This is a genomic window from Enterococcus sp. AAFC-DPL-5146, from assembly GCF_058216635.1.
Map to the genome: position 1 here is coordinate 1,224,680 of NZ_CM177103.1, position 23,364 is coordinate 1,248,043.

Below are 23,364 nucleotides of genomic sequence, written 5' to 3' on the forward strand. Positions count from 1 at the left end.
CATTTTAGGAGGTTTTTCAGTGAAAAAGATTCAATTTGGAGCAAGCGAGTTATCAGTAGCATCTGTTATTCTAGGCTGTATGAGAATGAATGGCGCAGAAAATCCAGTAGAAATTATTGAAACAGCCTATGAGCATGGCATTGATTTTTTTGACCATGCAGATATCTATGGTGGTGGCGAATGTGAAACGATTTTTGGTAAAGCGTTGAAAGAAACATCTATTAAAAGAGAAGATATAATCATACAGACAAAATGCGGGATTCGTAAAGGAATGTTTGATTTTTCAAAAGAACATATTATTTCATCTGTTGAAGGAAGTTTGAAGCGATTAGGCATTGATTATATTGATGCGTTATTGCTTCATCGACCAGATACATTAGTTGAACCAGAGGAAGTAGCTGCGGCTTTTGATCAATTACAAGAACAAGGAAAAGTAAAACACTTTGGTGTCAGCAATCAAAAACCTATGCAAATTGAATTATTGAAAAAGACTGTTAAACAACCGTTAATAGCCAATCAGCTTCAATTTGGCATCAAACATACCGGTATGATAGACCAAGGGATTCATGTAAATATGACTGATGAACCTAGCGTGGATCGAGACGGTAGTATTTTAGATTATTCTCGTTTAAATGATATGACGATTCAAGCATGGTCACCGTATCAATATGGCTTTTTTGAAGGTGTTTTTATTGGCAATGAAAAGTTCTCAGAGCTAAATAATACCTTAGATAAAATTGCTGGAAATCATAATTGTACTTCAACTGGTTTAGCTACTGCTTGGATTTTAAGACATCCAGCCAATATGCAAGTAATAGCTGGAACCATGAATAAAGATCGAATCAAAGAAATTGCAAAAGCTTCAGATATTGTATTGAGCAGAGAAGAATGGTACGAAATTTATCGTGCCGCTGGAAATGTTTTACCTTAATTTACAATTTTGAACAACTTCATTCACACATTTTTCACAAATGCATTGTACTATATAAATATAGAAAAGAATTTCATTTGTGTGAATGAACAATCCTAATAAATAAAAATCCATTCTGAGTGTGCAGGATGGATTTTTTGTGTAGAATTCATTTAACTTTAACATTCAGTAATCTAATGGACTCATTGAACTATGTTGGAGTAGTAGTTTTATTTGATTTTCAATTTTGTTGGCAACTTGATAATCTTCAAGTTCGTTCATACAATCTTTGAGTACGAATAATTTGGTTAGATAGTAATCATTAGCTGTGAGCTTATAATTTAGAGTATGTGTATTAAAATGTAGAAACAATAAAAAATAATGATTAGGAAATCGATATAAAAAATTTTTCGTTTTTTTCAAGAGGTACTTCACAAAATCGTAATCTTGATTTGATATAGCAACAGAAGTGATAGAGCAAAGTGAACGATGTATGAAGTGCTGTTGATTTTGAGTGAAATCAACATTAGCTTTGTAGTTATTGATTTGTTTTGTAATCTTTAAAATGGCAGTTTTTGCAATATCATACATCAAATAATCACACAGGTCTGAAAATAGTGCTAAATCAAGCATAGAGAAGAAAGTTAAGTTATTTATGTACGTATTTAACCGATTCAAATCATTTGTATCAATTTTTTCGATTTGATCAAAATTTAACTCTTCCATATGTTTTTTGAAAAGTAGATAGTAATGGAATTGTTGAATGCTGCCATCTTTGTTCTCTTGTAAATAAGAATATAACTCTATAATTTTATCTTCTTGAATATTTTTTTTTGTAAGAAAAGAATATTTTTTAACAAAAAAATTAAGTGAATTTCTTTCTTGTTTGAAAAATAAAAAATCATCGTAACTAGTGTTTAGTCTTTTAAGCAATTCTAAAAGAACATAGAATTGTAAAGTTGTTTGATTTCTTTCAATTCTTGAGTAGGTATGTCTGGAAACGATTCCTTGACAACATTGTTTTTGACTTATACCTCTAAGCTTACGTAACTTCTTTAAAACTTCTCCATCTGTTAATGATTGCATTGCATATTCTCCTTTTTTTGTAGATTTCAAGAAAAGAGTACTTATCAACGATTAAAACAATTTAATGTTAGATGTTCATTATTTGCTCAAAACGAGAACATCTTTTAAGTTTATCCCTTTATTTTCCTAAAAATAGTTCTTTTCTCATACATTAGTGGTAATTTTAAGATACTAAAACTATAATTAAAAAGTAAGAAAACACAGAGAAAAATAGTGAATAAAGTGGCAAAATAGTTTTTTTATAAAAGTAATTTAACTTTAAAACTGAAATTACTAGATAAAAAATGAAAAAATGGTTGTTTTATTTTTAAAAGCATGGTAATTTTAAATGGTATTGAAGGTTAAGAAGAAGAAGCTAATATAAAAAAATAGAGATGCACTAGTATCACTCTCCGGGTTTCTCAGGCCCAGGTCAGCGTAATACTAGTCCACGATAAAACAGCTCTTTACTGGTTTATGTGGAATGCACCCCTGCAGCTTAATGAAGCAAGCCACAGCATAAAGTATAGCAAATTTTTTACGTTTATGACAGAGAAAATATTGTTTGTTCTTTATTTTTTTCTATCATCAGTAAGAATTAAGTTCCGTTTTGTTTATACTAATTTTTTTGTTTGTGTGTTTATTTGGGCTAGGGCGCGTTACACTTAATAAAGTGACGTGCCCTAGCCTTTTTTGTTAGCTTCTTCTTTTTAAGTTTTACTGCATTTTTATAATAAAGGAGATCTAATTATGGGAAGAAAAGATACCGTAAAAATGCTTAAGGAAGACCTTGTGTCATACGCTTGGTTGGTAAAATTGTTTAATAACTCTAGTGATTGGTATATAGCTAGAAATAAAAATCAAGTAGAGCAGCGTATCATGTATTTTGAAGAAGGTAAAATGGGAAAACAGTATAAAGTGACTGGTTCAATTGATTTGGAAGAAATTTATCAAGAAATTCAGTTAGTTTTTGATCATAAAAAAACCATGATTGGAAAACGACAAAAAAGAGGAATGCCTCTGAAATTCACTGGTAAAGGAGATGTATATAAAGAGATTTTTGATCGATTAGAATACAATCAGAAACTAAAAATAAATGCAAAAGAACATCGATTAACCTAATAAAAATAAAATATCCGGCAAGTCCACCGCTTTCGTTATCAGTGCAGATTAGGGCGAAAGATTAGAACCGAAAAAGGTAATGCTGTATCATTGAGAGACTTTTAAAGTATTCTACTCTCATAGAGTTTGAAGTTACGATTGCTATAAACTTCACGATTGGACAAGAGTTTTATAAGAATTGTGTATTTGTGTTGGAAACAAATCAATGAATTAAGTTCATATAAATTCAGATGAATCACAGAAAATAATTAAATAAAACTTGAATGAAACGACAAGAAATTGTCGTTTTTTTTGTACCCAATAAAAGGAGGATGGCAATGAGGATACGTTCACCAACGGTTTAGAAAGACTACGATGTTAATTAAAATGACAAAGTGAAGGGGAAAAATTAATGAAATTAAAACTAAAAAACATCATTTCTTATCTAGTTCTGTTTTGTATATTGGCTTCAAATTTTTCACTGTTCATACAGCCAATAACTGCATATTCTGAAAGTGAAGTATTGACTAATGTAGAATCTAGTGAAGTTAAAGAAATAACGGAACAAACAAATTTTAATAAACCAATAGCTAGTCCAATTGAAGATTCGTCAGAAGTAAACGCAGAATCATCATTTGAAACGGACTCTAGTAACTCAACAGACGAAAAGAAAAGAGAAGCACTAGAAGAACCTAATCTGAAAAAATGTTTGGGAGAAGAATTAGCTGCTAGAAAAGATCCCTACGATGTTAAAGGCTTGACAAATGATGAAATCATTTCACTAGCAAATTATTTGTACGGTGACTATGCAAAGTTTAATAGTTCTTTTGAACTTAAAGTTAGAAATGAGATTGGGGAGTTAATTGATATACCGTTTATTAGAGCATATGCTACTGGAACAGAGAATGACAATAGTTATTTTTCTTACAAAGTTTATCGTGGTAGTACTTGGTTATTTACTGGAAGTTACATGTCAAGATTTAGAATTGATGGGCAACTAGCCTACTGTGTACAACCAGGTGTTTTATTTAAGCCAGGAGAGGGCTTTAATCCGCAAATTAATGTACCTAGTCCTGAAATTCCAAAAGATATAATCAATAAAGTTATTAATTTTGGAGCGAAAAGTGAAGACTCAAAGGAAGATTATTGTGCAACTCAACTGTATATTTGGGAGTTGATGGGTTATACAGTTGATGTTAGTCTGCCAAACTACGATGATTATAAAAATCAAATTAATGAAAGAATGAATAATTTTTATAATGTTAAACCTTCTTTTAATGGAGGAGAATTTACAGTTAAAGTTGGTGAAACACTCACTTTAACTGATAGTAATGATACCTTTGTTCATTATGATTTTGCAGGGGACTATAATTATCAAGGTATAACTAGGCTAGGAAATAACATGATGATAACACCAAGTATTGATTCAAATGATGAAGATATCATATTTCATAGAAAATCATTTTATTCTGGTGAACAATATTTTTGGGTTAAATCAGATTCTCAATCAGTAGCTACAGGAGGAGCACTGGAATCTGTAGAAGCTTCATTACGTTTAAAAATAGTAAAAACAGGTTCAGCAGCAGCTCAAAAACTAGATGAACAAGGGAATCCTTTAGCAGGTGCTATTTTTAAATTTGAACATTCTGGAATCGTCGAAGAACGTACAACAGGTTCTGATGGAATTGCTCGGATAGACGATATCTTAATGGGAACTGAGGTTATCATCACTGAAATCAAAGCACCCGATGGAAGAGTTATCGAGAATTCGCCACAAAAAGTTACGATAGAAGTCGGTGAATTGATTACACGACAATTTACAAATCGTTGGGCAAGACAGCCTATTAAACTAATTAAACGTGAAAAAGATGCAAATAGACCACTTGAAGGAGTACCTTTTGCATTATATAAAATTACAGGTGTAACGAAAACCTTAGTTGATAAGTATAAGACGGATACCAATGGAGAAATCAACATTGATGAGCTAATTTATAATGAGGATGGCTATATCTTCAAAGAATTAGAGCCATTACATGGATTTTTACCAAATGAAAATGAATATAATTTCAAAGTGACACCGGAAAAGGATGGTCAATTATTAATAATCGATGTTGACAATGAACCAATGCCGCCACTTATCAATACTACTGCAACTGGTAAAAACGGTGAAAAATTTATTGACCCAACAAAAGAAATTGAGTTAGAAGATACAATCCAATACAAATGGTTATTTACCGGAAGAAACTACCTTTATGCAACCAAAATTGTTGATAAAGAAACAGCAGAAGTATTAGAGACTTTCACAGGGACATTTACCCCTCTTGCTTTTGAAGGGGCACATGTTGTGAAAGTAAAAGTTGACGGACATAAGTATCGTGGGAAAAACCTTGTATTTTATGAATACATCTACGATACAGTCAGCAAAAAAGAAGTTGCAAAACATGAGAATATCAATGACTCTGGCCAAACAATAAAAGTCAATGATCCCAATATAAAAACAAAAGCACAAGGAGAAGACGGACGCCAAGTATTCAATCCATTAAAAAAAGTGAAAGTGAAAGAAACAGTGACGTTTACTGATTTAGTTGCTGGTCATAAATATACCACTACTGTTCAAGGGTACAAGTTAAGAGATGAAACACCTTATGAGAAAGCTTCCTTAACAAAAACATTTGTGGCAACTAAACCAACAATGGAAATGGATTTTGAGTTTGAATTAAATGGCAAAGAACTTCAAGGAAACGGAATTGTTTTTACAGAAAAACTTTTCTTTGAAAGTGAAGAAATAGCAACTCATGAAGATTTGAAGAATGAAGATCAAACTACAAAATTCACTGACCCAAAGATCACAACAAAAGCTCGTGGTGAGGATGAATTACAATTATTTGATCCTCATGAAAAAGTACCTGTGAAAGAAACTGCTGTGTTGACAGACTTGATTATCGGGGACGAATACAAAGTAACGGTTCAAGGCTATCGTTTGTCTACTGGTAAAATTTATGAAAAAGTAAAAGAAGAATTAGTATTTACCGCAACTGAAACTGAGATGGAACTAGCATTTGATTTTGTTCTTGATGGAAAAGAACTAGCAGGAGATAGTCTTGTTTTTACTGAAACATTAACCTATGACGATGAAATAATAGCTGAGCACAAAGATTTATCCAATGCAGAACAAACTATCACATTTACTGATCCAAAAATCAAAACGAAAGCCTTTGGAGATGAACAAAAACAAACGCTTGATCCGCTTCAAAAAGTAATTGTAAAAGAAACCGCAGAAATTACAGATTTAATTATCGGTAACGAATATACAGTTGATGTTCAAGGCTATCGATTGTCTACAGGTAAAGCTTACGAGAAGGTTCATAAAGAAGTTACATTTATTGCCGATAAAAAAGAAAAAAAGATTGAATTCGATTTTTCTTTGGAAGGAAAAGAACTGAGAGGTGACGGGATTGTTTTCACTGAAACATTAAGTCATGATGGTGAAATTATCTCTATCCATAATAATCTTAACAATAAAGATCAAACAGTTTGTTTTAGTGATCCTAATATCAGTACAATTGCTCAAGGTAAGAATGGTGAAAAAGTATTAGAAGCGACAGAAGGCAGAATCATTAAAGAATCAGCAAAAATTACTGGTTTAGTTATTGGAAATCAATACAAAGTTAAAGTGAAGGCACATCGTCTTTCAGATGGATCGGTAATTAATGGTATCAGTGATCAAAAAACGTTTATTGCTGATAAAACTGAAATGACTATTGACTTTGAATTTAAAGTTGATGGACAACAGTTTACTAATGATGGAATCGTATTTACCGAGATATTAGAAACAAAACATGAGGTTATTGCTAAACATATAGATTTGACGAATGAACAACAAACAGTTCGTTTTAACCCCATTACTACAAGTATTACACCATTATCAGGACCAAAATCTACTTTACCAAGTACTGGTGAGAAGACTCTACAAATCATTAGTTGGTTAGGTCTGTTTATGATTGTATTTTCTGTCGTAGTTTGGTTGAACCGCAAGAAAAATATTGTTAAATAAAATGTAAATGAAAAGAGTTAATCTTCCCCAAAGATAAACATACGTGAAACGTAATCATTGTTGTAAGAAGGATCAAATATATCTGGCGGCGATTATCTAAAAAACAATTGAATACCTTCTATAAGCTAGTACTCTAAACATGAGCGTTCATTGTTTTAACGAGAAAAGTTGTTGCAGAATTATTTATTTGAGAGTATTCAATTCTTACAGTTTTAACTTTTAGAATTGAATGTGATTGATAATTTAGAAAATTTTATTTAAATGAACTTAAAATCCTCCCCTCTTGTACTTGTAGAGGCGGAGGATTTTATCATGTATTATATTGAAAGTAACTTTGAGAAGTTTTGCGGACATAAAAAACTATAGAAAAAAGTTACTAAATAGTTTACTATCACTAGCTACTTAACACCTATCCGAATCTTTAGTTCCTTCCTACTGCAAAGTTGGCATATTTTTGTTAGAATAGATAGGAAACCAGTTTGTTGAAGATGAGGAGAAAAAAGAATGACAAAAAATAAGTTATTATTAGTTGATGGAAATAGTGTAGCATTCCGAGCATTTTTTGCTTTACACAATTCCTTAGAGCGTTTTAAAAATAAAAATGGATTGCATACAAATGCAATCTATGCCTTTAACAATATGTTTGAAAACGTCATGACAAAAGAAAACCCTACCCATGTTTTAGTTGCCTTTGACGCTGGAAAAACGACCTTTAGAACTGAATTTTATCCAGAATATAAAGCAGGACGTTCAAAAACACCAGGTGAGTTTAAAGAACAAATGCCTTACATTCGTGAATTGCTAACTGGTTTGGGTGTAAAATATTATGAATTAGATAATTATGAAGCAGATGATATTATCGGAACATTAGCAACTAGAGCACCAAAAGAAAAGTTTGATGTTGTTGTTTTGTCAGGTGACCGAGATTTAACTCAATTAGCAACAGAATCTGTCAAAGTAGATATTACGATTAAAGGAGTCAGTGATCTTGAGACCTATACACCAGAGCATGTAGCTGAAAAATATGATGGTCTAACTCCGAACCAAATCATTGACATGAAAGGTTTAGCTGGTGATACATCAGATAATATTCCTGGCGTGACAAAAATTGGTGAAAAGACAGCGATTAAACTATTAAAAGAATATGGATCAGTGGAAGGTGTTTATGAAAACATCGACAATATGAAACAAAGCAAAATGAAAGACAATCTTATCAATGATAAAGAACAAGCCTTTATGTCTAAACGTTTAGCAACAATCAATGTAGATTCTCCAGTGGATATCAATATTGAAGACTTGAAGTATGAAGGAAAAGATTTAGAAAAACTGATCCCTTTTTTCAAGGAGATGGATTTTAAACAATTTTTGAGTAAACTAAATGTTGAAGAAGAATCTGCTGAACTAGAAGATGTTCACTTTGATGTGGTTGATACATTTACTGAGGATATGTTTACAGAAGATATGGCGTTGTATGTTGAAATGCTTGAAGATAATTATCATACTTCTCCGATTGTTGGGGTTGCTTGGGGAAATAAGAAGAAGATTTATGCTACTAATAGCTTGGAACTATTTGAAAGCAAACCATTTATTGATTGGTTAAAGTCAGATAAATATAAGAAAACAGTATATGATGCAAAACGGACCTATGTTTCACTTAATCGTTACGTTGGTAAGACTCAAGGAATCGTTTTTGATGTGTTATTAGCGGCGTATTTATTAGATACAAATGACAATAGTGCTGATATTGAAGGCGTTGCGCAACATTATGGCTATACTGATATCCATTCTGATGAAACCGTTTATGGTAAAGGTGCGAAAAAAGGATTGCCAGAAGACGACGAAGCATTTTTCAGTCATCTGGCTCGTAAGGTTAAGGCTATTCATTTTCTTGCTGAAAAACTAGATGCAGAGCTAGTTGAAAAAAATCAAGCAGATTTATTCTATAAAATGGAATTGCCCCTTTCTAAAATTTTAGGAGATATGGAAATTACAGGCATTCGTGTTGATGCAAATCGTCTAAAAGAAATGCGAATCGAATTTTCAAATCGTCTTCGTGAGATCGAACAAAAAATCTATACAGAAGCTGGTGAAGAATTCAATTTGAATTCACCGAAACAATTAGGTGTGATTTTATTTGAAAAAATGGGACTACCAGTAATCAAAAAGACGAAGACTGGCTATTCAACCGCAGTAGATGTATTAGAACAATTGAAAGAGCAAGCACCAATCGTTGAAGACATTTTAGTGTACCGACAGATTGCCAAAATCCAATCAACCTATGTTGAAGGATTACTTAAAGTGATTCAGCCTGATGACAAAATTCATACACGTTATGTTCAAACCTTGACTCAAACAGGTCGTTTAAGTTCAGTTGATCCGAATTTACAAAACATTCCGATTCGTTTAGATGAAGGTAGAAAAATTCGCCAAGCATTTGTGCCAAGAGAGAAAGACTGGATGATTTTTTCATCTGACTATTCTCAAATTGAATTGCGTGTCCTTGCTCACATTTCAGATGACCAGCATTTAAAAGAGGCCTTTGTTGAAGGGCAGGATATCCATTCAAGTACTGCAATGCGTGTGTTTGGTATTGAAAAGCCAGAAGATGTAACACCAAATATGCGTCGTCAAGCAAAAGCAGTAAACTTTGGTATCGTATATGGCATTAGCGACTATGGTTTGTCTCAAAATTTAGGAATCACAAGAAAACAGGCGCAAGAATATATTGATACTTATTTTGAAAAATATCCTGGTGTAAAAAAATATATGGAAGACATCGTTCGGGATGCTAAAGACAAAGGATTTGTGGAAACCTTGTATAATCGTCGTCGATACTTACCTGATATTAATTCACGGAATTTTAATTTACGCTCTTTTGCAGAACGGACGGCAATTAACACACCGATTCAAGGAAGTGCTGCAGATATTTTGAAAATCGCCATGATCAATATGGCTCAACGATTGAAAGAAGAAAATATGCAGGCGACAATGTTACTTCAAGTGCATGATGAACTTGTTTTTGAAGCACCAGAATCAGAACTAGAAAAACTAAATGCATTAGTTAAAGATGTAATGGAAAATGCAGTTGCTTTACACGTACCATTGATCACTGACAGCAGTTGGGGTAAAACGTGGTATGAAGCAAAATAATTAAGTAAATAACGAAGAGAGACTGATTTTAACGGTGATAGATACTAATCACTTTGTCAGTCTCTTTACGCTAAGGAGAGATGGAAATTGCCTGAATTGCCAGAAGTTGAAACAGTCAGAAAAGGCTTAGAAAAATTAGTTGTTGGAAAGACGATTGAAGAAGTCACGATTTTGTGGCCAAGAATTATAGAAGCACCGGAAGCGGATATTTTTGCTGAAAAATTGATTGGTCAAAGGATTGAAAAAATGGAGCGCCGTGGAAAGTTTTTAATCTTTAAATTGACGAATTACGATATGATTTCTCATTTAAGAATGGAAGGGAAATACGAAACCAATACTCCAGAAGACGCACGAATGAAACATACCCATGTTATTTTTACATTTACTGATGGAACAGAATTACGCTATCTAGATGTTCGCAAATTTGGTCGAATGGTTTTAGTTGAAAAGGATCAAGGGAAAAATTATAAAGGCATTTTAACATTAGGACCTGAACCAATTCCTTCCGAATTTAAACTACCAGAATTTCGTAAAGGTCTAAAAAAACATCATAAAGCGATTAAACCGTTACTGTTGGATCAACGTTTAGTAACAGGGTTAGGCAATATATATGTAGATGAAGCATTATGGGAGGCTAAGATTTACCCAGAACAACCGGCAGATACATTAAAACCAATGGAAGTCGAAAGTTTGTACTATGCCATTATTGATGTCCTTGGTCGTGCAGTTGAAGCTGGCGGGACAACGATTCGTAGTTATTTAAATGCGCTGGGAGAAGCCGGAACCTTTCAAATTTCATTGAATGTCTATGGTCAAACAGAGAAACCATGTCCAAGGTGTGCTACACCAATTAAAAAAATTAAAGTCGCTCAACGTGGCACCCATTTTTGTCCTAAGTGTCAAACCTTGAAAGTGAGGAGTTAGTTTATGGGGATGGTATTAGGCTTAACTGGAGGTATAGCGACCGGAAAAAGCACAGTTGTGAATATATTTAAAAGCTTGGGGTTTCCTATTGTAGATGCAGATGTTATCGCAAGAGAAGTTGTCGAGCCTGGAACAATTGGTTTATCTGAAGTCGTTTCAGTTTTTGGAACTAGTATTTTAAATTCCGATAACTCACTTAATAGGAAAAAATTAGGAGAGATTATTTTTTCTAATAAGGAAAAAAGAAAACTACTAAATAAAATATTATCGCCTTTTATAAAAAAAGCAATTTTAACTGAAATTAAAAAAAAGAAAAAAGAGGCAGCTTTAGTGATTGTTGATATCCCATTACTTTACGAAGGTGGGTATGATAAGTTCGTTGATCAAGTGGCCGTTGTTTATGTCCCAGAAAACATACAATTACTTCGTTTGATGAAACGTGATAACTTAAGTGAAAAAGAGGCATTTAATCGAATAAACAGTCAATTAGGAATAGAAGAGAAGAAAAAAATGGCAGATATTGTATTAGACAATCAAGGAGATATTCAAAATATAACAAGACAGGTAGAAAAATGGGTTTCTGAAAATGTTTTATGAAGAATAATTCTTTTGAATGTAACAGATAACAAGTGAACAAACAAACGAAAAAGGCAAGAGAGCTGACGAACGTTCTTGTCCTTTTTCGTTTTTAGTATATTTGAACATTCGATTTTTTCAAGATTAAATCACCATTAATTTATTTAGGAAGTCATCGTAGATGTATGGTTTCTTAGCCATTTCATGTTATACTATTGATAGTAGACTAAAAATGAATGAACTAAAATAAAAATATAAAATAAAACGAGGTGAACACTATGCGTTGTCCAAGATGTCATCATAATAATTCTCGTGTAATTGACAGTCGTCAAGCGGACGATGGCCGCGCGATTCGTCGTCGTCGAGAATGTGAAAATTGCAATTACCGTTTTACAACATTTGAACGGATAGAAGCAGCGCCATTGCTAGTTATCAAGAAAAATGGTGATCGTGAAGAATTTAATAGAGAAAAAATATTACGTGGCTTGATTCGCTCTGCTGAAAAACGTCCAGTTGCTATGGAGCAGATGGAACAAATTGTCGATAATGTTGAAAATCGTGTACGTAGTTTAGGAGAAAATGAGATATCAACCACTTTAGTTGGTGAATATGTGATGGAAGATTTAGTTAATTTGGATGAAATTGCTTATATTCGATTTGCTAGTGTCTACCGTCAATTTAAAGATATGAGTGTATTCTTGAAAGAACTACAAGGCATTGTTGATAAAGCAAAATCATCAAATAATGATACAACCAATAAATAAGGAGGTCTTTCCTTGAAAACCAATTGGAAAGAAGTATATCCTAAAAGTATTTTTCAAGTCTCTATCCCGTATCCTTTATCTGATCAAGAACAGTTGGTGTTAACTCTGTTATATCAACCAATTATTGGTGCACAGGCATTTAGTTTATATTTGACACTTTTATCAGAAGTTGAAGATACAGGAATTAGTGAGTCACTGTTTCACGCTGATTTAATTACTATGATGGATATCAGCATTAAGCAAATTCAAGTTGCCAGAAAAAAGCTTGAAGGTATTGGATTGTTAACGACATTCGTCAAAGATGATTCTGAGCTAGGACCAAAGTTTTTATATCGTTTGAATCATCCTGAATCAGCTGAGCGATTTTTCAAAGATGAAGTGTTAGTATTGACTCTTTTAAATAGTATAGGACAAAGAAAATTAGATAAGTTATTCAATCAATTCAAACCAAATTTTATTAATTTAACTGGTTTTGAAGATATCTCTTCTGGATTCAAAGATGTTTATTTGTTTAAAGAAGAACAAATTGTTTCTCAAAATCAACAATTAATTCAAATCGAACAATCTTTCAATGATCCGAGGCCTGCTGCCAAACTAAGTGCAGTGAATGACAGTTTTGATTGGTCATATTTTGTTCAAGGAATAGAAAAACTTGGAATCAAACTTCCTGATAATGTTGACGGATTTAAAGAAGAAGTATTTATTTTTCATAATTTATTTGGAATCACTGAATTAGACATGATTGATTTTTGTTCGAAAGCCTTTGATTATTATACAAGTAAGATTGACGTAAAAGACTTTGAACGAGGAATTTATAAAGCATATGATCCTGATAAAAAACAAAAGAAAAGTGAATTTCAAAAAAATGATTCAGTTGAACTATCCGATGAGGACCAACAAACTTATCGCTACAACTCATTAAAAATGAACGGATTTTCAACTCAAGATATTCAGATGATTATGGATAGTGAAAAGAATTTTCCATTAAATTATCTAGAAGCACTAAAAAATGGACGTGGTGGTTATACAACGCCACAGGAACGTTCGCTAGTTAAGTATTTGGTTAGTAAATCTGGTTTACCAAATAGTGTAATCAATATTTTAATTAATTATGTTTATAATATTCAAAAACAACCTACTTTAAAAGCAGATTATGTCAATCGAATTGCTAATGAATGGGCGCAAAGTGGTATTTTTTCACCAGAGAAAGCTATCCAGCATGTGCGAGAAATAGCCAAAAAAGGCAAAGAACAAAAAGAAACCAGACAGCGCTACGGACAAAACAATCGGCCGATTCGTCAAGAAACGCTACCAGATTGGGTGGATAATCCAATCGAAGAAAAGAAACTTTCACCAGAAAGACAGGCTGAATTAGAAAGAGAACTCAGAGAATTATTAAACGAAGAAGGTGATTGATAATGGAAGATGTAGGGAAAGAAATGTCAAAAATCATTCAAAAGCGAGATATGAACGAGAGATATAATGAACTAGTTGAAGTTGTTATGAAAGATGCTGATGTAAAACAGTTTATTGAAGAGAATCGTGAACGCTTAACAGATGAAGACATTCGCAAAAGTTATTCAAAATTATACGAATATGTTCAAGAAAAAAGAAAATACCAACTGAATGATCCGACAATGATTGCTCCAGGGTATGAACCAAAATTAGCCTTGAACTTCCATTACATTGACGTCACTTACGTACCTACTGAGGCTCTAATTGCTAAACAACGAGAAGATGAAATCCGTAAACGTGTTAAAGCGATGGATATGCCCAAAGATGTTCGTGAAGCTCGCTTAAATAATTTTGACTTAAGTTCAGATGGAAGAGAAGAAGCATTTGCAAATGCAATGAAATTTATAAAAGAATACTCTCAAGCACCAAAAGAGTTCCACAAGGGGCTTTATTTAAAAGGGACTTTTGGTGTAGGTAAATCTTTCTTATTAGGAGCGATTGCTAATAATTTAGCAGAAAGAGGCTTTGTAACAACTATTGTTCATTTTCCAACATTTACAGTTGAAATGAAACAAGCGATTGCCAAAGATTTAGTCGGTGAAAAGTTAGATGCTGTTAAAAAATCACCAGTATTGATGATTGATGATTTAGGTGCAGAGTCAATGACTTCTTGGATTCGCGATGATGTATTAAGTGTTATTTTACAGTATCGTATGCAGGAACAATTAGTAACCTTTTTTTCATCTAACCTAGATTTAAAAGAGTTAGAAAAGCACTTATCTGTGACTCAACGTGGAGAACAAGAACCTTTAAAAGCCCGTCGAATCATGGAACGTATCCGCTACCTAGCAAAAGAGATTACTATGTCTGGCAACGATCGAAGAAATGGTTAATAAGCTGTCTATCTATTAGGCAGTTTTTTCAATGCTTTGACGAGGAAAATAAAAGGTAGATTTTTTTAGATATGTATTTATGCTTGAACATAAATAGTGAGGGAGGTTATTTATGAAGAAGATTATAATAACGTTACTAACGGTTTGTGCATTAATTTCTTTAGGAGCTTGTGGAGAAAATAAAAGAGAGGCGCCAAAAGGAAGTGAGGAGACAAGTATGAGTAGTAAGAAACATCATAACAGTGAAGAAACATCCAGCAGCTTAGAACACAAAAAAGAAAATGCTGTATTTACAGCACTATTAGTTGAAGATGCCAAGAAAAATGATACAGTAGATAAATCTATTCGCCTTGTTTTGAATCAAGTGGAAGCAATTGAAGATCCCGAAAAAATAGTTAATATGATGAAAAATGGGGGAGTTATTCTAAATGTCGCCGAGGAACAATTAGCTGATGGCATTACTGAAGAAGAACTTAAAACTGGGGATAAAATTCAATTCACTTTAGTTAGTTTACCTGCTATGACTATGTCGATTCCACCACAAGTTGCAGGGAATTCAGTTATTAAAGTTGAAAAAATATAAAAATAGTAAGTATGAAACTTTTTAAATAACTACCGAAAAAAAGACTGAATCTCATTAATTGAGATTCAGTCTTTTTTACATGGATAACTCATATTATTTGCTAAAATAGTAAGTTGCGTTATCATAAAAAGAGAAGAATAATTAATCAAAAATTAATAGCGTTCAATTTGACCTTTGTTGACCAATTGTGTATAATTGTTTTATAAGGTCAGAGTTGATCAGACTTAAGACCCTAAAAAAAATAGTACAAAAGACGTAATGTCTTTTTGATAAATAAACGATATTATGTTAATAGTAGCCAATTTTAGGAGGTAATTCTATGAATATCGAAAAAATGACAACAACCTTGCAAGAAGCAATTGCAGAGTCGCAACAGGTAGCAATAACTCGTCATCATCAGGAAATTGATATCGCTCATTTATGGAAGATTTTTTTACAGCCAAATCATTTTGGACGTAATTTTTACACAGATGCTGGATTGGATGTAGAAGCGTTTGAACATGAAATTGATAAAGCTATTGATGAATATCCAAGTATTCAAGGTAGCAATATCCAATACGGTCAGAGTATGAGCCAAAATCTATTTAATTTATTAGGGGAAGCAGATAAAATCAGAGAATCCTTTGGAGATGAGTTTCTAGCAACTGAAGTTGTGATTTTAGCGCTAATGAAATTAAAAAATTATCGTTTAACAAAATATTTAACAAGCCAAGGAATCACTGAAAAAGAACTACGTAAAAATATCGAAGATATAAGAGGGGGAGATCGTGTGACTTCTCAAAACCAAGAAGAACAATACAAAGCTTTAGAAAAATATGGTGTTGACTTAGTTCAACAGGTTAAAAGCGGTAACCAAGATCCAATTATCGGTCGGGATGAAGAAATTCGTGATGTAATTCGAATTCTTTCTCGTAAAACAAAAAATAATCCCGTCTTAATTGGCGAACCCGGAGTTGGTAAAACAGCGATTATTGAAGGTTTAGCCCAAAGAATTGTTCGTAAAGATGTGCCGGAGAACCTAAAAGACAAAATTATTTTCTCATTAGATATGGGGGCATTGATTGCAGGTGCCAAGTTCCGTGGTGAATTTGAAGAACGACTAAAAGCAGTTTTGAAAGAAGTTAAAAAAAGCGAAGGTCGAATTATATTATTCATCGATGAAATTCATAACATTGTTGGTGCTGGTAAAACAGAAGGCAGCATGGATGCTGGAAACTTGTTGAAACCAATGCTAGCTCGTGGCGAACTGCATTTAATCGGTGCGACAACTTTGGATGAGTATCGTCAATACATGGAAAAAGACAAAGCGCTAGAACGTCGTTTCCAAAAAGTATTAGTGAAAGAACCAACTGTTGAAGATACAATTAGTATTTTACGTGGATTAAAAGAACGTTTTGAAATCCACCACAGCGTTAATATCCACGATAATGCTTTAGTTGCTGCCGCAACATTATCAGATCGTTATATTACGGATCGTTTCTTACCAGACAAAGCAATTGATTTAGTTGATGAAGCTAGTGCCACGATTCGTGTCGAAATGAATTCAATGCCTACGGAACTGGATCAAGTAACGCGTCGTTTGATGCAATTGGAAATCGAAGAAGCGGCATTGAAGAAAGAATCAGATGATGCTAGCAAAAAACGTTTAAGTGCATTACAAGAAGAGTTAGCTGATCTTCGAGAAGAAGCCAATGCAATGAAGATGCAGTGGGAAACTGAAAAAGAAGAAGTTAACGCTGTAAGTAATAAACGTAGTGAAATCGATAAAGCCAAACATGAATTGGAAGATGCTGAGAACAACTACGATTTAGAAAGAGCAGCTGTACTTCGTCATGGTACGATTCCTCAATTAGAAGAAGAACTGAAAGATCTTGAAGCTAAAAATGCCAAAGATAATGTAAGAATGGTACAAGAAGCCGTGACTGAAAATGAAATTGCTCAAGTTGTCGGCCGCTTAACAGGGATTCCTGTAACCAAACTTGTTGAAGGTGAACGTGAAAAGTTAATGAAATTAAACGAAACCCTTCATAAACGTGTTATCGGTCAAGATGAAGCAGTGGATGCTGTAAGTGATGCGGTGATTCGTTCCCGAGCAGGCTTACAAGATCCAAACCGCCCTTTAGGTTCTTTCTTATTCTTAGGCCCAACAGGTGTTGGTAAAACAGAACTAGCCAAAGCGTTAGCAGAAGACTTATTTGATTCAGAAGATCATATGGTTCGAATCGATATGAGTGAGTATATGGAAAAACATAGCGTGTCTCGCTTAGTTGGAGCCCCTCCAGGTTATATCGGTTATGAAGAAGGTGGCCAATTAACAGAAGCTGTCCGTCGTAATCCTTATACAATCGTTTTATTAGATGAAATCGAAAAGGCTCATCCTGATGTATTTAACATTTTACTTCAAGTTTTGGATGACGGTCGTTTGACTGATTCTAAAGGACGTGTGGTTGATTTTAAAAATACCGTTATGATTATGACAAGTAATATTGGTTCTCAATTGTTGCTTGAAGGAGTCACTTCACAAGGAACCATCCCTGAAGAAGTAGAAGAGCAAGTAATGACGATTTTACGCGGTAATTTCAAACCAGAATTCTTAAACAGAATAGATGATACAATTTTATTCGCCCCGCTAAGCCTAGATAATGTCAAGGGAATTATCGGAAAAATGACCGCTCAATTAGCAAACCGTTTAGAGCACCAAGAAATCGAATTAGTGATTTCAGAAGAAGCAAAAACGTGGATTGCAGAAAGTGGATATGATCCAGCATATGGTGCCCGTCCGCTGAAACGTTTTATTACAAAAGAAGTTGAAACACCATTAGCAAAAGAAATCGTTTCAGGAAGAGTATTACCAAAAACGAAAGTAACAATCAGTTTAGTAAACGATCAATTAGTATTTGAAAATGAACCAATAGAAGAATAATCGCTAATTTTGAAGTGATTACTTTCTATTCAGATTTTTAGAGTGGAAAAACTAGAATTATTTAGTTTTTTCACTCTTTTTACTTTGAAATAATTGATAAAATATCAAATTGTTATAAAATGATAGAAGAGCAAATGATTGGGAGGATTCCTATGGAAAAAATGAAAGACCGTGTCGTCATGTTGGGAGATGCAATTATTGCAATAATTATTACAATCATGGTTTTGGATCTGCCTATAAACTTAACTCAGTCAGGCAATATTGAATTCATTACGTTAATACGCTCAATAGGAATTTATTTTATCAGCTTTTGTTTTGTCGGAAATTTATGGTATCAAACAGCACAAGTTTTTAATCATGTCAAAAAAATCAAAAATAAAGATTTTGTTGTTTACATGTTTTTGATGTTTTTTCTTTCTTTAGTTCCAGCATTTACGCGTCTTTTGATTGAAGATACAAATAGAGAAATTATTTTTATGTATGGAATTTTAACATTCATTGTGAGTATTTTTCTTCAAATTTTACTTAATTCTCTTGAAAGACAAATCGAAGAAACTGAAAAAATAAAATCAGAATATCAAAAAAAGATCCGATTTAAGCATCGTGGGAATTTCATTTTTAGAATTTTTCTTTTATTTTTGGCCTATTTTTACCCTAAATTTGGATTAGTAGTTTACTTAGTTTTACCAATCTTTAATTTTCTGCAAAATATTGTAAGCCATGAAGAAAATATCTATGTTGAACAAATGAATGATGAGCAAAAGAAATATTATTTACAAGATTCAAATCAGAACTGGGAAAATGCGATTCAAAAGTATACATCCTTGTTGAAGTCATCTTTGAATAATGCACAAGGCGCGCAAAAAGATCCAGAGTGGTGGCATCAATTCAATCAGGAATGGAAACAAGAAGTGAATCGAAAAATAAAACAAATTGATCAAAAAATTTCTGAAACAATGGATGATTCTGAAAAGAAACATTTATATCAGAAACGAGAGAAATTAGAAACTGAAAAACGCAAAATTGATGAGTATACATCAATGACGATAACTAAAAATCAGAAATTAAATAAAGGTGAAGAGTAGTCAAGTTGACTTCTAAAAAATCTTGCTTGTAACTACTTCATTGTGTAAAATCAAATCTATATCAGTTTTTTTTAAAGAGGGATATCAAGTGGAAAAAAAAATCAGAAGATTAGAAGAACAATTATGTTTTTCTTTACAAACAGCATCAAAACAATTTAATAGAATGTACGCTAAAGTATTGAAGCCATTCCATTTAACTTATCCTCAATATTTGGTTTTGCTTGTATTGTGGGAATACTCGGATCAACGTATTTCTGATATCGGTGAAAAACTTGATTTAGATACAGGTACATTGACACCGATGCTTAAAAGAATGGAAAAAAATGGTTATATCCATAGAAATCGACTTCCAGAAGACGAACGAATCGTAATTGTTTCACTTTCGGAAAAAGCAATTCAATTGGAAAATGAGATTTATAATCAAGTGGAAGGTTGTTTGGCACAGTTGGATTTTAAGGAAGAAGAATATTTTTCTCTAATCAATCAGATAAATGTTTTAAGTATGAAAATTGGTGAGATAAATCATTAAATTAAATGGGAAAAAGACTTTAATAAGGAAGAGCAGGTATGTTTTTCGGACTTATTGAAGTCTTTTTACTTTAAAACAGCGCCTTTAGGAAGCAAGTTAATGTACAATCAATAAAATATTGTGTACAATTTAATTGTGCAATGAATTTATAAGGATAAAAATTGGAGGAATGAATCATGAAAAAAATCTATTCAACAACCATCATCAATACAGGCGGAAGAGAAGGCGAAGTTTTTTCACCAGACAAATCATTTAGCTATGAAGTAACTTCACCTGGACCACATAAGGAAGGTAAAACTAACCCAGAACAATTATTTGCAGCCGCTTACAGTTCTTGTTTCAACAGTGCATTGGAGCTTGTAATGGCCAAACAAAAAATCACGTCAAAAAGCACAGTAAAAGCAACTGTTTCGCTATTCAGTGATGAACAATCTGGATTCCAAGTAGGTGTTGTACTTTCTGTTAAAATCGATGATGTAACTCGTGAAAAAGCAGAAGAATTAGTGAAAGCAGCACATGAAGTATGTCCTTATTCAAAAGCGACAAGAGGAAATATCTCAGTTGAATTAGAAGTTGAATAACATAAAAAGAGGCGGCTTTAGAATGTCTAAAGTTGCCTCTTTTTTATGTTACTTAGTTACTTTTCTAAATGCATAAGATTTAAAATAATCGGGTTTATGTCGTTGAGTAAAACTATAAACAGTTAAAATCAGCGCCCCAATTGTATTCGTAAATAAATCGCCCATTGTATCCATCAATGCAGCACGTCCAATATACGGTTGACCTGCTTCAGTCATGTAGCGTTGTAAATTCATATTACCAACAGAATCACAAGCAAATTCCCAAAATTCCCAGAAGACGCCGCATAATCCAGCGAAAGCAAAGCCCATAATAATAAACAGCCACGGACTGATTTTAGAAAAATCAGTTTCACGCAAACAATATCCAATAATCGCATATCCGACTGCTACTAATAAAATTGGACTAACTGAATGAAGAATCTTATCCCAAAATGGTACAACAATGATTAGTCGTAAACCTGTTCCAAGAAAAACAGCAATCCAAATGAAAAACCAATAATAAAGTCTAACCATTTTCGGAAAAATCAATCCCGTGAATTTTGTGAAAATAAAAGGGACAAAAATAATCCCAATTCCTGCAATCATTTCAAATGTCAATAATACATATTGTTCTGTAGGTTGCACCATAAATATTTTAACGATGTTGACAATCAATGTAACAAAGCCAAACAAAACTAAAAAATAAAAGGCACTTTTTTCTTGTTTATCCTCAAACTCCAACTTCATATTAAAAGCCTCCCGCTACTATATATTTTTTAGTTGTTCCTTAATTAAGGACAAAAAGTCTTGTTCCTGACTGACAATTACTCCATTTAATTTTACTAGACCAACGGTATATAAGTTAAGATAGTGAAATTGATTTTCAGCAGTTTCGCCTAACGCAGCCAATTTTTTCTGATTATCTGCTCCTTGTTGACGAGTGTCTGTATACAAACCGATCATTGGGATACCTTTAGCATAAGCGACTCCTATTTCAGAAGCAACACCGGCATCTATTGTAATTCCATCTAAAATAGCTACCAGTAAGTCACTTTCAAGAACTTTTTCAGTATCAGCAAGTGCGATCATTTTACTATCTGCATAAGCGGTTTTATCATTGATTGCACCATTTTCTTGTGGTAAGTAAACGTCAAGTGAATCATCTAATTCACGAATTTTCTTAACCAAGTATTCGTTGTATAACAAGTCTGCTTTTGCAAACATCGGCGCAGCAAAATATATTTTCATCTTCTTTTCCTCCAGTAATTGTTATCTGATAACGTTGATAAAACAGCGGTTAAAAATAATCACTAAAGTAAGCTTCTTGATCAGGAAAAATCCGCTCTAAAGAATTCAATGTTTCTTTATCTGTATCTAAACGCTCGATTCGATGTAAGTAGGTAGGTCGACGATAATTCATCAATAAACACGTTAATGTTTGAATATCGATATGAACAGCTTGTCCTAATGGTTCATGGTTTATGGAAACTTGGTCGTCTTCATCCCAAAGCAAGCTAAATATGCCATTATTCCATTCAGCGACTGGATCAGTTACGACAAAATGAAATGGTTTTGCTGTACTTGCATAAGGATATGCTAACAACATTTCTTTTACATCAACGATTCTTGCCATAAAGTAAGGCTCAATTGTTTCTTTGATTTGGCTATCATCTAGTAAAAAAGCTAGCGGTTCATTTTTATAAATATCTCCCTTAACCCAGTAAACCATTGAAAAATGTGCTGAAATAAAATTCCATAAGCCATTTCGAGCTTCCTGATTGATATAGAACATTTCTTTTATATGGAAAACTTCTTCAGCTACCCAATAAAAAAGCACACCTAAAGGCTCTTGATTAGCTCCATAATAAACAGCAGCTGTGCGCTCATCCTCATTTTCGAAACGCCAGTATTCTTCCCAGTTGAACTCGCTGCGGATTAGTGCTCCATGACTTTGGCGAGCGAATTTTGCGTATACGGTAAAGACATCCTCATGATCTACGCTAACACGTTCGACCATTCCTGGGACATCAACCTGTTTCGGCAATTGAGTATCACGAATTTTAAAGGATAATTTATCCGACATGATTTCCCAGCCTTTTCGACGATAATAGGGAATGCTATAAGGATAAAGATAAGAAATCCATTGTTTATCTTCCCGCATATTTTTAAGTGCTAAATGAATCAAATCCTGCATCAAACCATGATTGGCATATTCAGGATAAGTCCCAACACCTGTGATCCCGCCCATTTTGAAAAGTGTTCCATGAACATTAACTTCACAAGGATAAATCGCAATCTGAGAAATCAGTTGATCCTCGTGAAACCAACCAAATACTTTTGACTGTTCCAAAATTGGCTGTTTTGATTTAATCAATTCTTTTTTACTTTCGTAGCCACTTTCATCTAAATCTGCTTCTGTAAATTGGAAGACATAGCTCAATAATTCATTGAACTGATCTACATATTTTTCATCTACGGTTTTTAACTTCAAACTATCTTTAAACTCTTTTTGGTCCATTTTTCCATCTCCAATTTTTTTCTACCTCCAGTATATCAAAAAAATAGGAATAATATAGGGTATTTGATTGCTTAGAAATAGTAAAGCTGTATTTTTGACGAGAATATGATTTGATCTTTGTTTAAACTTGATTAAACGGCTGGAATTATCAATCTCATGAGGAAACATAGGAAAGTTCTTTAATTATGAGGTAAATCTTGTTATAATGGGAGGTGCTGATTGAAAGTGATCTGAGCTGTGAGTCTGCTTAAAGTTGATGATTTTAAGATTAAAC

The 23,364-nt window shown here is 33.2% G+C and carries 18 protein-coding genes; 14 read left to right on the plus strand and 4 right to left on the minus strand.

Annotated elements, in window-relative coordinates; all coding sequences use genetic code 11:
* Nucleotides 1-19: 19 nt before the first annotated feature.
* On the plus strand, nucleotides 20-931 hold the full coding sequence (locus tag AC4BB2_RS05505; RefSeq protein WP_490474426.1) for an aldo/keto reductase: 912 nt from the start codon (nucleotides 20-22) through the stop codon (nucleotides 929-931).
* Nucleotides 932-1,096: 165 nt separating this feature from the next.
* Here AC4BB2_RS05505 and AC4BB2_RS05510 read toward each other — a convergent pair whose 3' ends face one another.
* The gene (locus AC4BB2_RS05510; protein ID WP_490474427.1) at nucleotides 1,097-1,996 is read right to left on the minus strand and encodes a helix-turn-helix domain-containing protein; all 900 of its coding nucleotides are present in this window, start codon (nucleotides 1,994-1,996) and stop codon (nucleotides 1,097-1,099) included.
* 729 nt (nucleotides 1,997-2,725) lie between these two features.
* On the opposite strand from AC4BB2_RS05510, the gene AC4BB2_RS05515 reads away from it, so the two are divergent.
* The 13 genes from AC4BB2_RS05515 to AC4BB2_RS05575 all read left to right on the plus strand — a co-directional run bounded on the left by AC4BB2_RS05515 (nucleotide 2,726) and on the right by AC4BB2_RS05575 (nucleotide 20,593).
* Nucleotides 2,726-3,097, plus strand: coding sequence for a hypothetical protein (locus AC4BB2_RS05515; RefSeq protein WP_490474428.1), 372 nt, complete (start codon nucleotides 2,726-2,728; stop codon nucleotides 3,095-3,097).
* Nucleotides 3,098-3,488: 391 nt separating this feature from the next.
* Nucleotides 3,489-7,130, plus strand: coding sequence for a VaFE repeat-containing surface-anchored protein (locus tag AC4BB2_RS05520; protein WP_490474429.1), 3,642 nt, complete (start codon nucleotides 3,489-3,491; stop codon nucleotides 7,128-7,130).
* 504 nt (nucleotides 7,131-7,634) lie between these two features.
* The gene (gene polA / locus AC4BB2_RS05525; RefSeq protein WP_490474430.1) at nucleotides 7,635-10,280 is read left to right on the plus strand and encodes a DNA polymerase I; all 2,646 of its coding nucleotides are present in this window, start codon (nucleotides 7,635-7,637) and stop codon (nucleotides 10,278-10,280) included.
* A gap of 87 nt (nucleotides 10,281-10,367) precedes the next feature.
* The gene (gene mutM, locus AC4BB2_RS05530; RefSeq protein WP_490474431.1) at nucleotides 10,368-11,204 is read left to right on the plus strand and encodes a DNA-formamidopyrimidine glycosylase; all 837 of its coding nucleotides are present in this window, start codon (nucleotides 10,368-10,370) and stop codon (nucleotides 11,202-11,204) included.
* Nucleotides 11,205-11,207: 3 nt separating this feature from the next.
* Nucleotides 11,208-11,801, plus strand: coding sequence for a dephospho-CoA kinase (gene coaE / locus AC4BB2_RS05535; RefSeq protein ID WP_490474432.1), 594 nt, complete (start codon nucleotides 11,208-11,210; stop codon nucleotides 11,799-11,801).
* 257 nt (nucleotides 11,802-12,058) lie between these two features.
* Nucleotides 12,059-12,544, plus strand: coding sequence for a transcriptional regulator NrdR (nrdR, locus tag AC4BB2_RS05540; RefSeq protein WP_490474433.1), 486 nt, complete (start codon nucleotides 12,059-12,061; stop codon nucleotides 12,542-12,544).
* Nucleotides 12,545-12,556: 12 nt separating this feature from the next.
* Nucleotides 12,557-13,960 carry a replication initiation and membrane attachment family protein gene (locus AC4BB2_RS05545; RefSeq protein ID WP_490474434.1) on the plus strand — a complete coding sequence of 468 codons (1,404 nt, stop codon included), beginning with the start codon at nucleotides 12,557-12,559 and terminating at the stop codon, nucleotides 13,958-13,960.
* Between the two features lie 2 nt (nucleotides 13,961-13,962).
* On the plus strand, nucleotides 13,963-14,892 hold the full coding sequence (gene dnaI / locus AC4BB2_RS05550) for a primosomal protein DnaI (RefSeq protein ID WP_490474435.1): 930 nt from the start codon (nucleotides 13,963-13,965) through the stop codon (nucleotides 14,890-14,892).
* A 112-nt stretch (nucleotides 14,893-15,004) separates the two neighbouring features.
* Complete coding sequence (locus AC4BB2_RS05555; RefSeq protein WP_490474436.1) at nucleotides 15,005-15,475, plus strand: hypothetical protein; 471 nt, start codon at nucleotides 15,005-15,007, stop codon at nucleotides 15,473-15,475.
* A 319-nt stretch (nucleotides 15,476-15,794) separates the two neighbouring features.
* Nucleotides 15,795-18,398, plus strand: coding sequence for an ATP-dependent chaperone ClpB (gene clpB / locus AC4BB2_RS05560; protein WP_490474437.1), 2,604 nt, complete (start codon nucleotides 15,795-15,797; stop codon nucleotides 18,396-18,398).
* 152 nt (nucleotides 18,399-18,550) lie between these two features.
* A complete protein-coding gene (locus tag AC4BB2_RS05565; RefSeq protein WP_490474438.1) occupies nucleotides 18,551-19,483 on the plus strand; it encodes a TMEM175 family protein in 933 nt (310 codons plus the stop codon).
* 88 nt (nucleotides 19,484-19,571) lie between these two features.
* The gene (locus AC4BB2_RS05570) at nucleotides 19,572-20,012 is read left to right on the plus strand and encodes a MarR family winged helix-turn-helix transcriptional regulator (RefSeq protein ID WP_490474439.1); all 441 of its coding nucleotides are present in this window, start codon (nucleotides 19,572-19,574) and stop codon (nucleotides 20,010-20,012) included.
* Between the two features lie 176 nt (nucleotides 20,013-20,188).
* Nucleotides 20,189-20,593 (plus strand): organic hydroperoxide resistance protein, encoded by a 405-nt coding sequence (locus AC4BB2_RS05575; protein WP_490474440.1) that lies wholly within the window; start codon nucleotides 20,189-20,191, stop codon nucleotides 20,591-20,593.
* A 48-nt stretch (nucleotides 20,594-20,641) separates the two neighbouring features.
* Here the strand turns inward: AC4BB2_RS05575 and AC4BB2_RS05580 are convergent, their stop codons facing one another.
* Genes AC4BB2_RS05580 through AC4BB2_RS05590 form a run of 3 tightly spaced genes read right to left on the minus strand, consistent with a single transcriptional unit; the run spans nucleotide 20,642 to nucleotide 23,090 of the window.
* Entirely contained in the window at nucleotides 20,642-21,319 is a 678-nt protein-coding gene (locus AC4BB2_RS05580; protein ID WP_490474441.1) for a DUF2238 domain-containing protein, read from the minus strand.
* Nucleotides 21,320-21,337: 18 nt separating this feature from the next.
* Nucleotides 21,338-21,820, minus strand: a complete 483-nt coding sequence (locus AC4BB2_RS05585; RefSeq protein WP_490474442.1) for a nucleoside 2-deoxyribosyltransferase — start codon at nucleotides 21,818-21,820, stop codon at nucleotides 21,338-21,340.
* Between the two features lie 49 nt (nucleotides 21,821-21,869).
* Nucleotides 21,870-23,090, minus strand: coding sequence for a GNAT family N-acetyltransferase (locus tag AC4BB2_RS05590; protein WP_490474443.1), 1,221 nt, complete (start codon nucleotides 23,088-23,090; stop codon nucleotides 21,870-21,872).
* Between the last annotated feature and the right edge of the window lie 274 nt (nucleotides 23,091-23,364).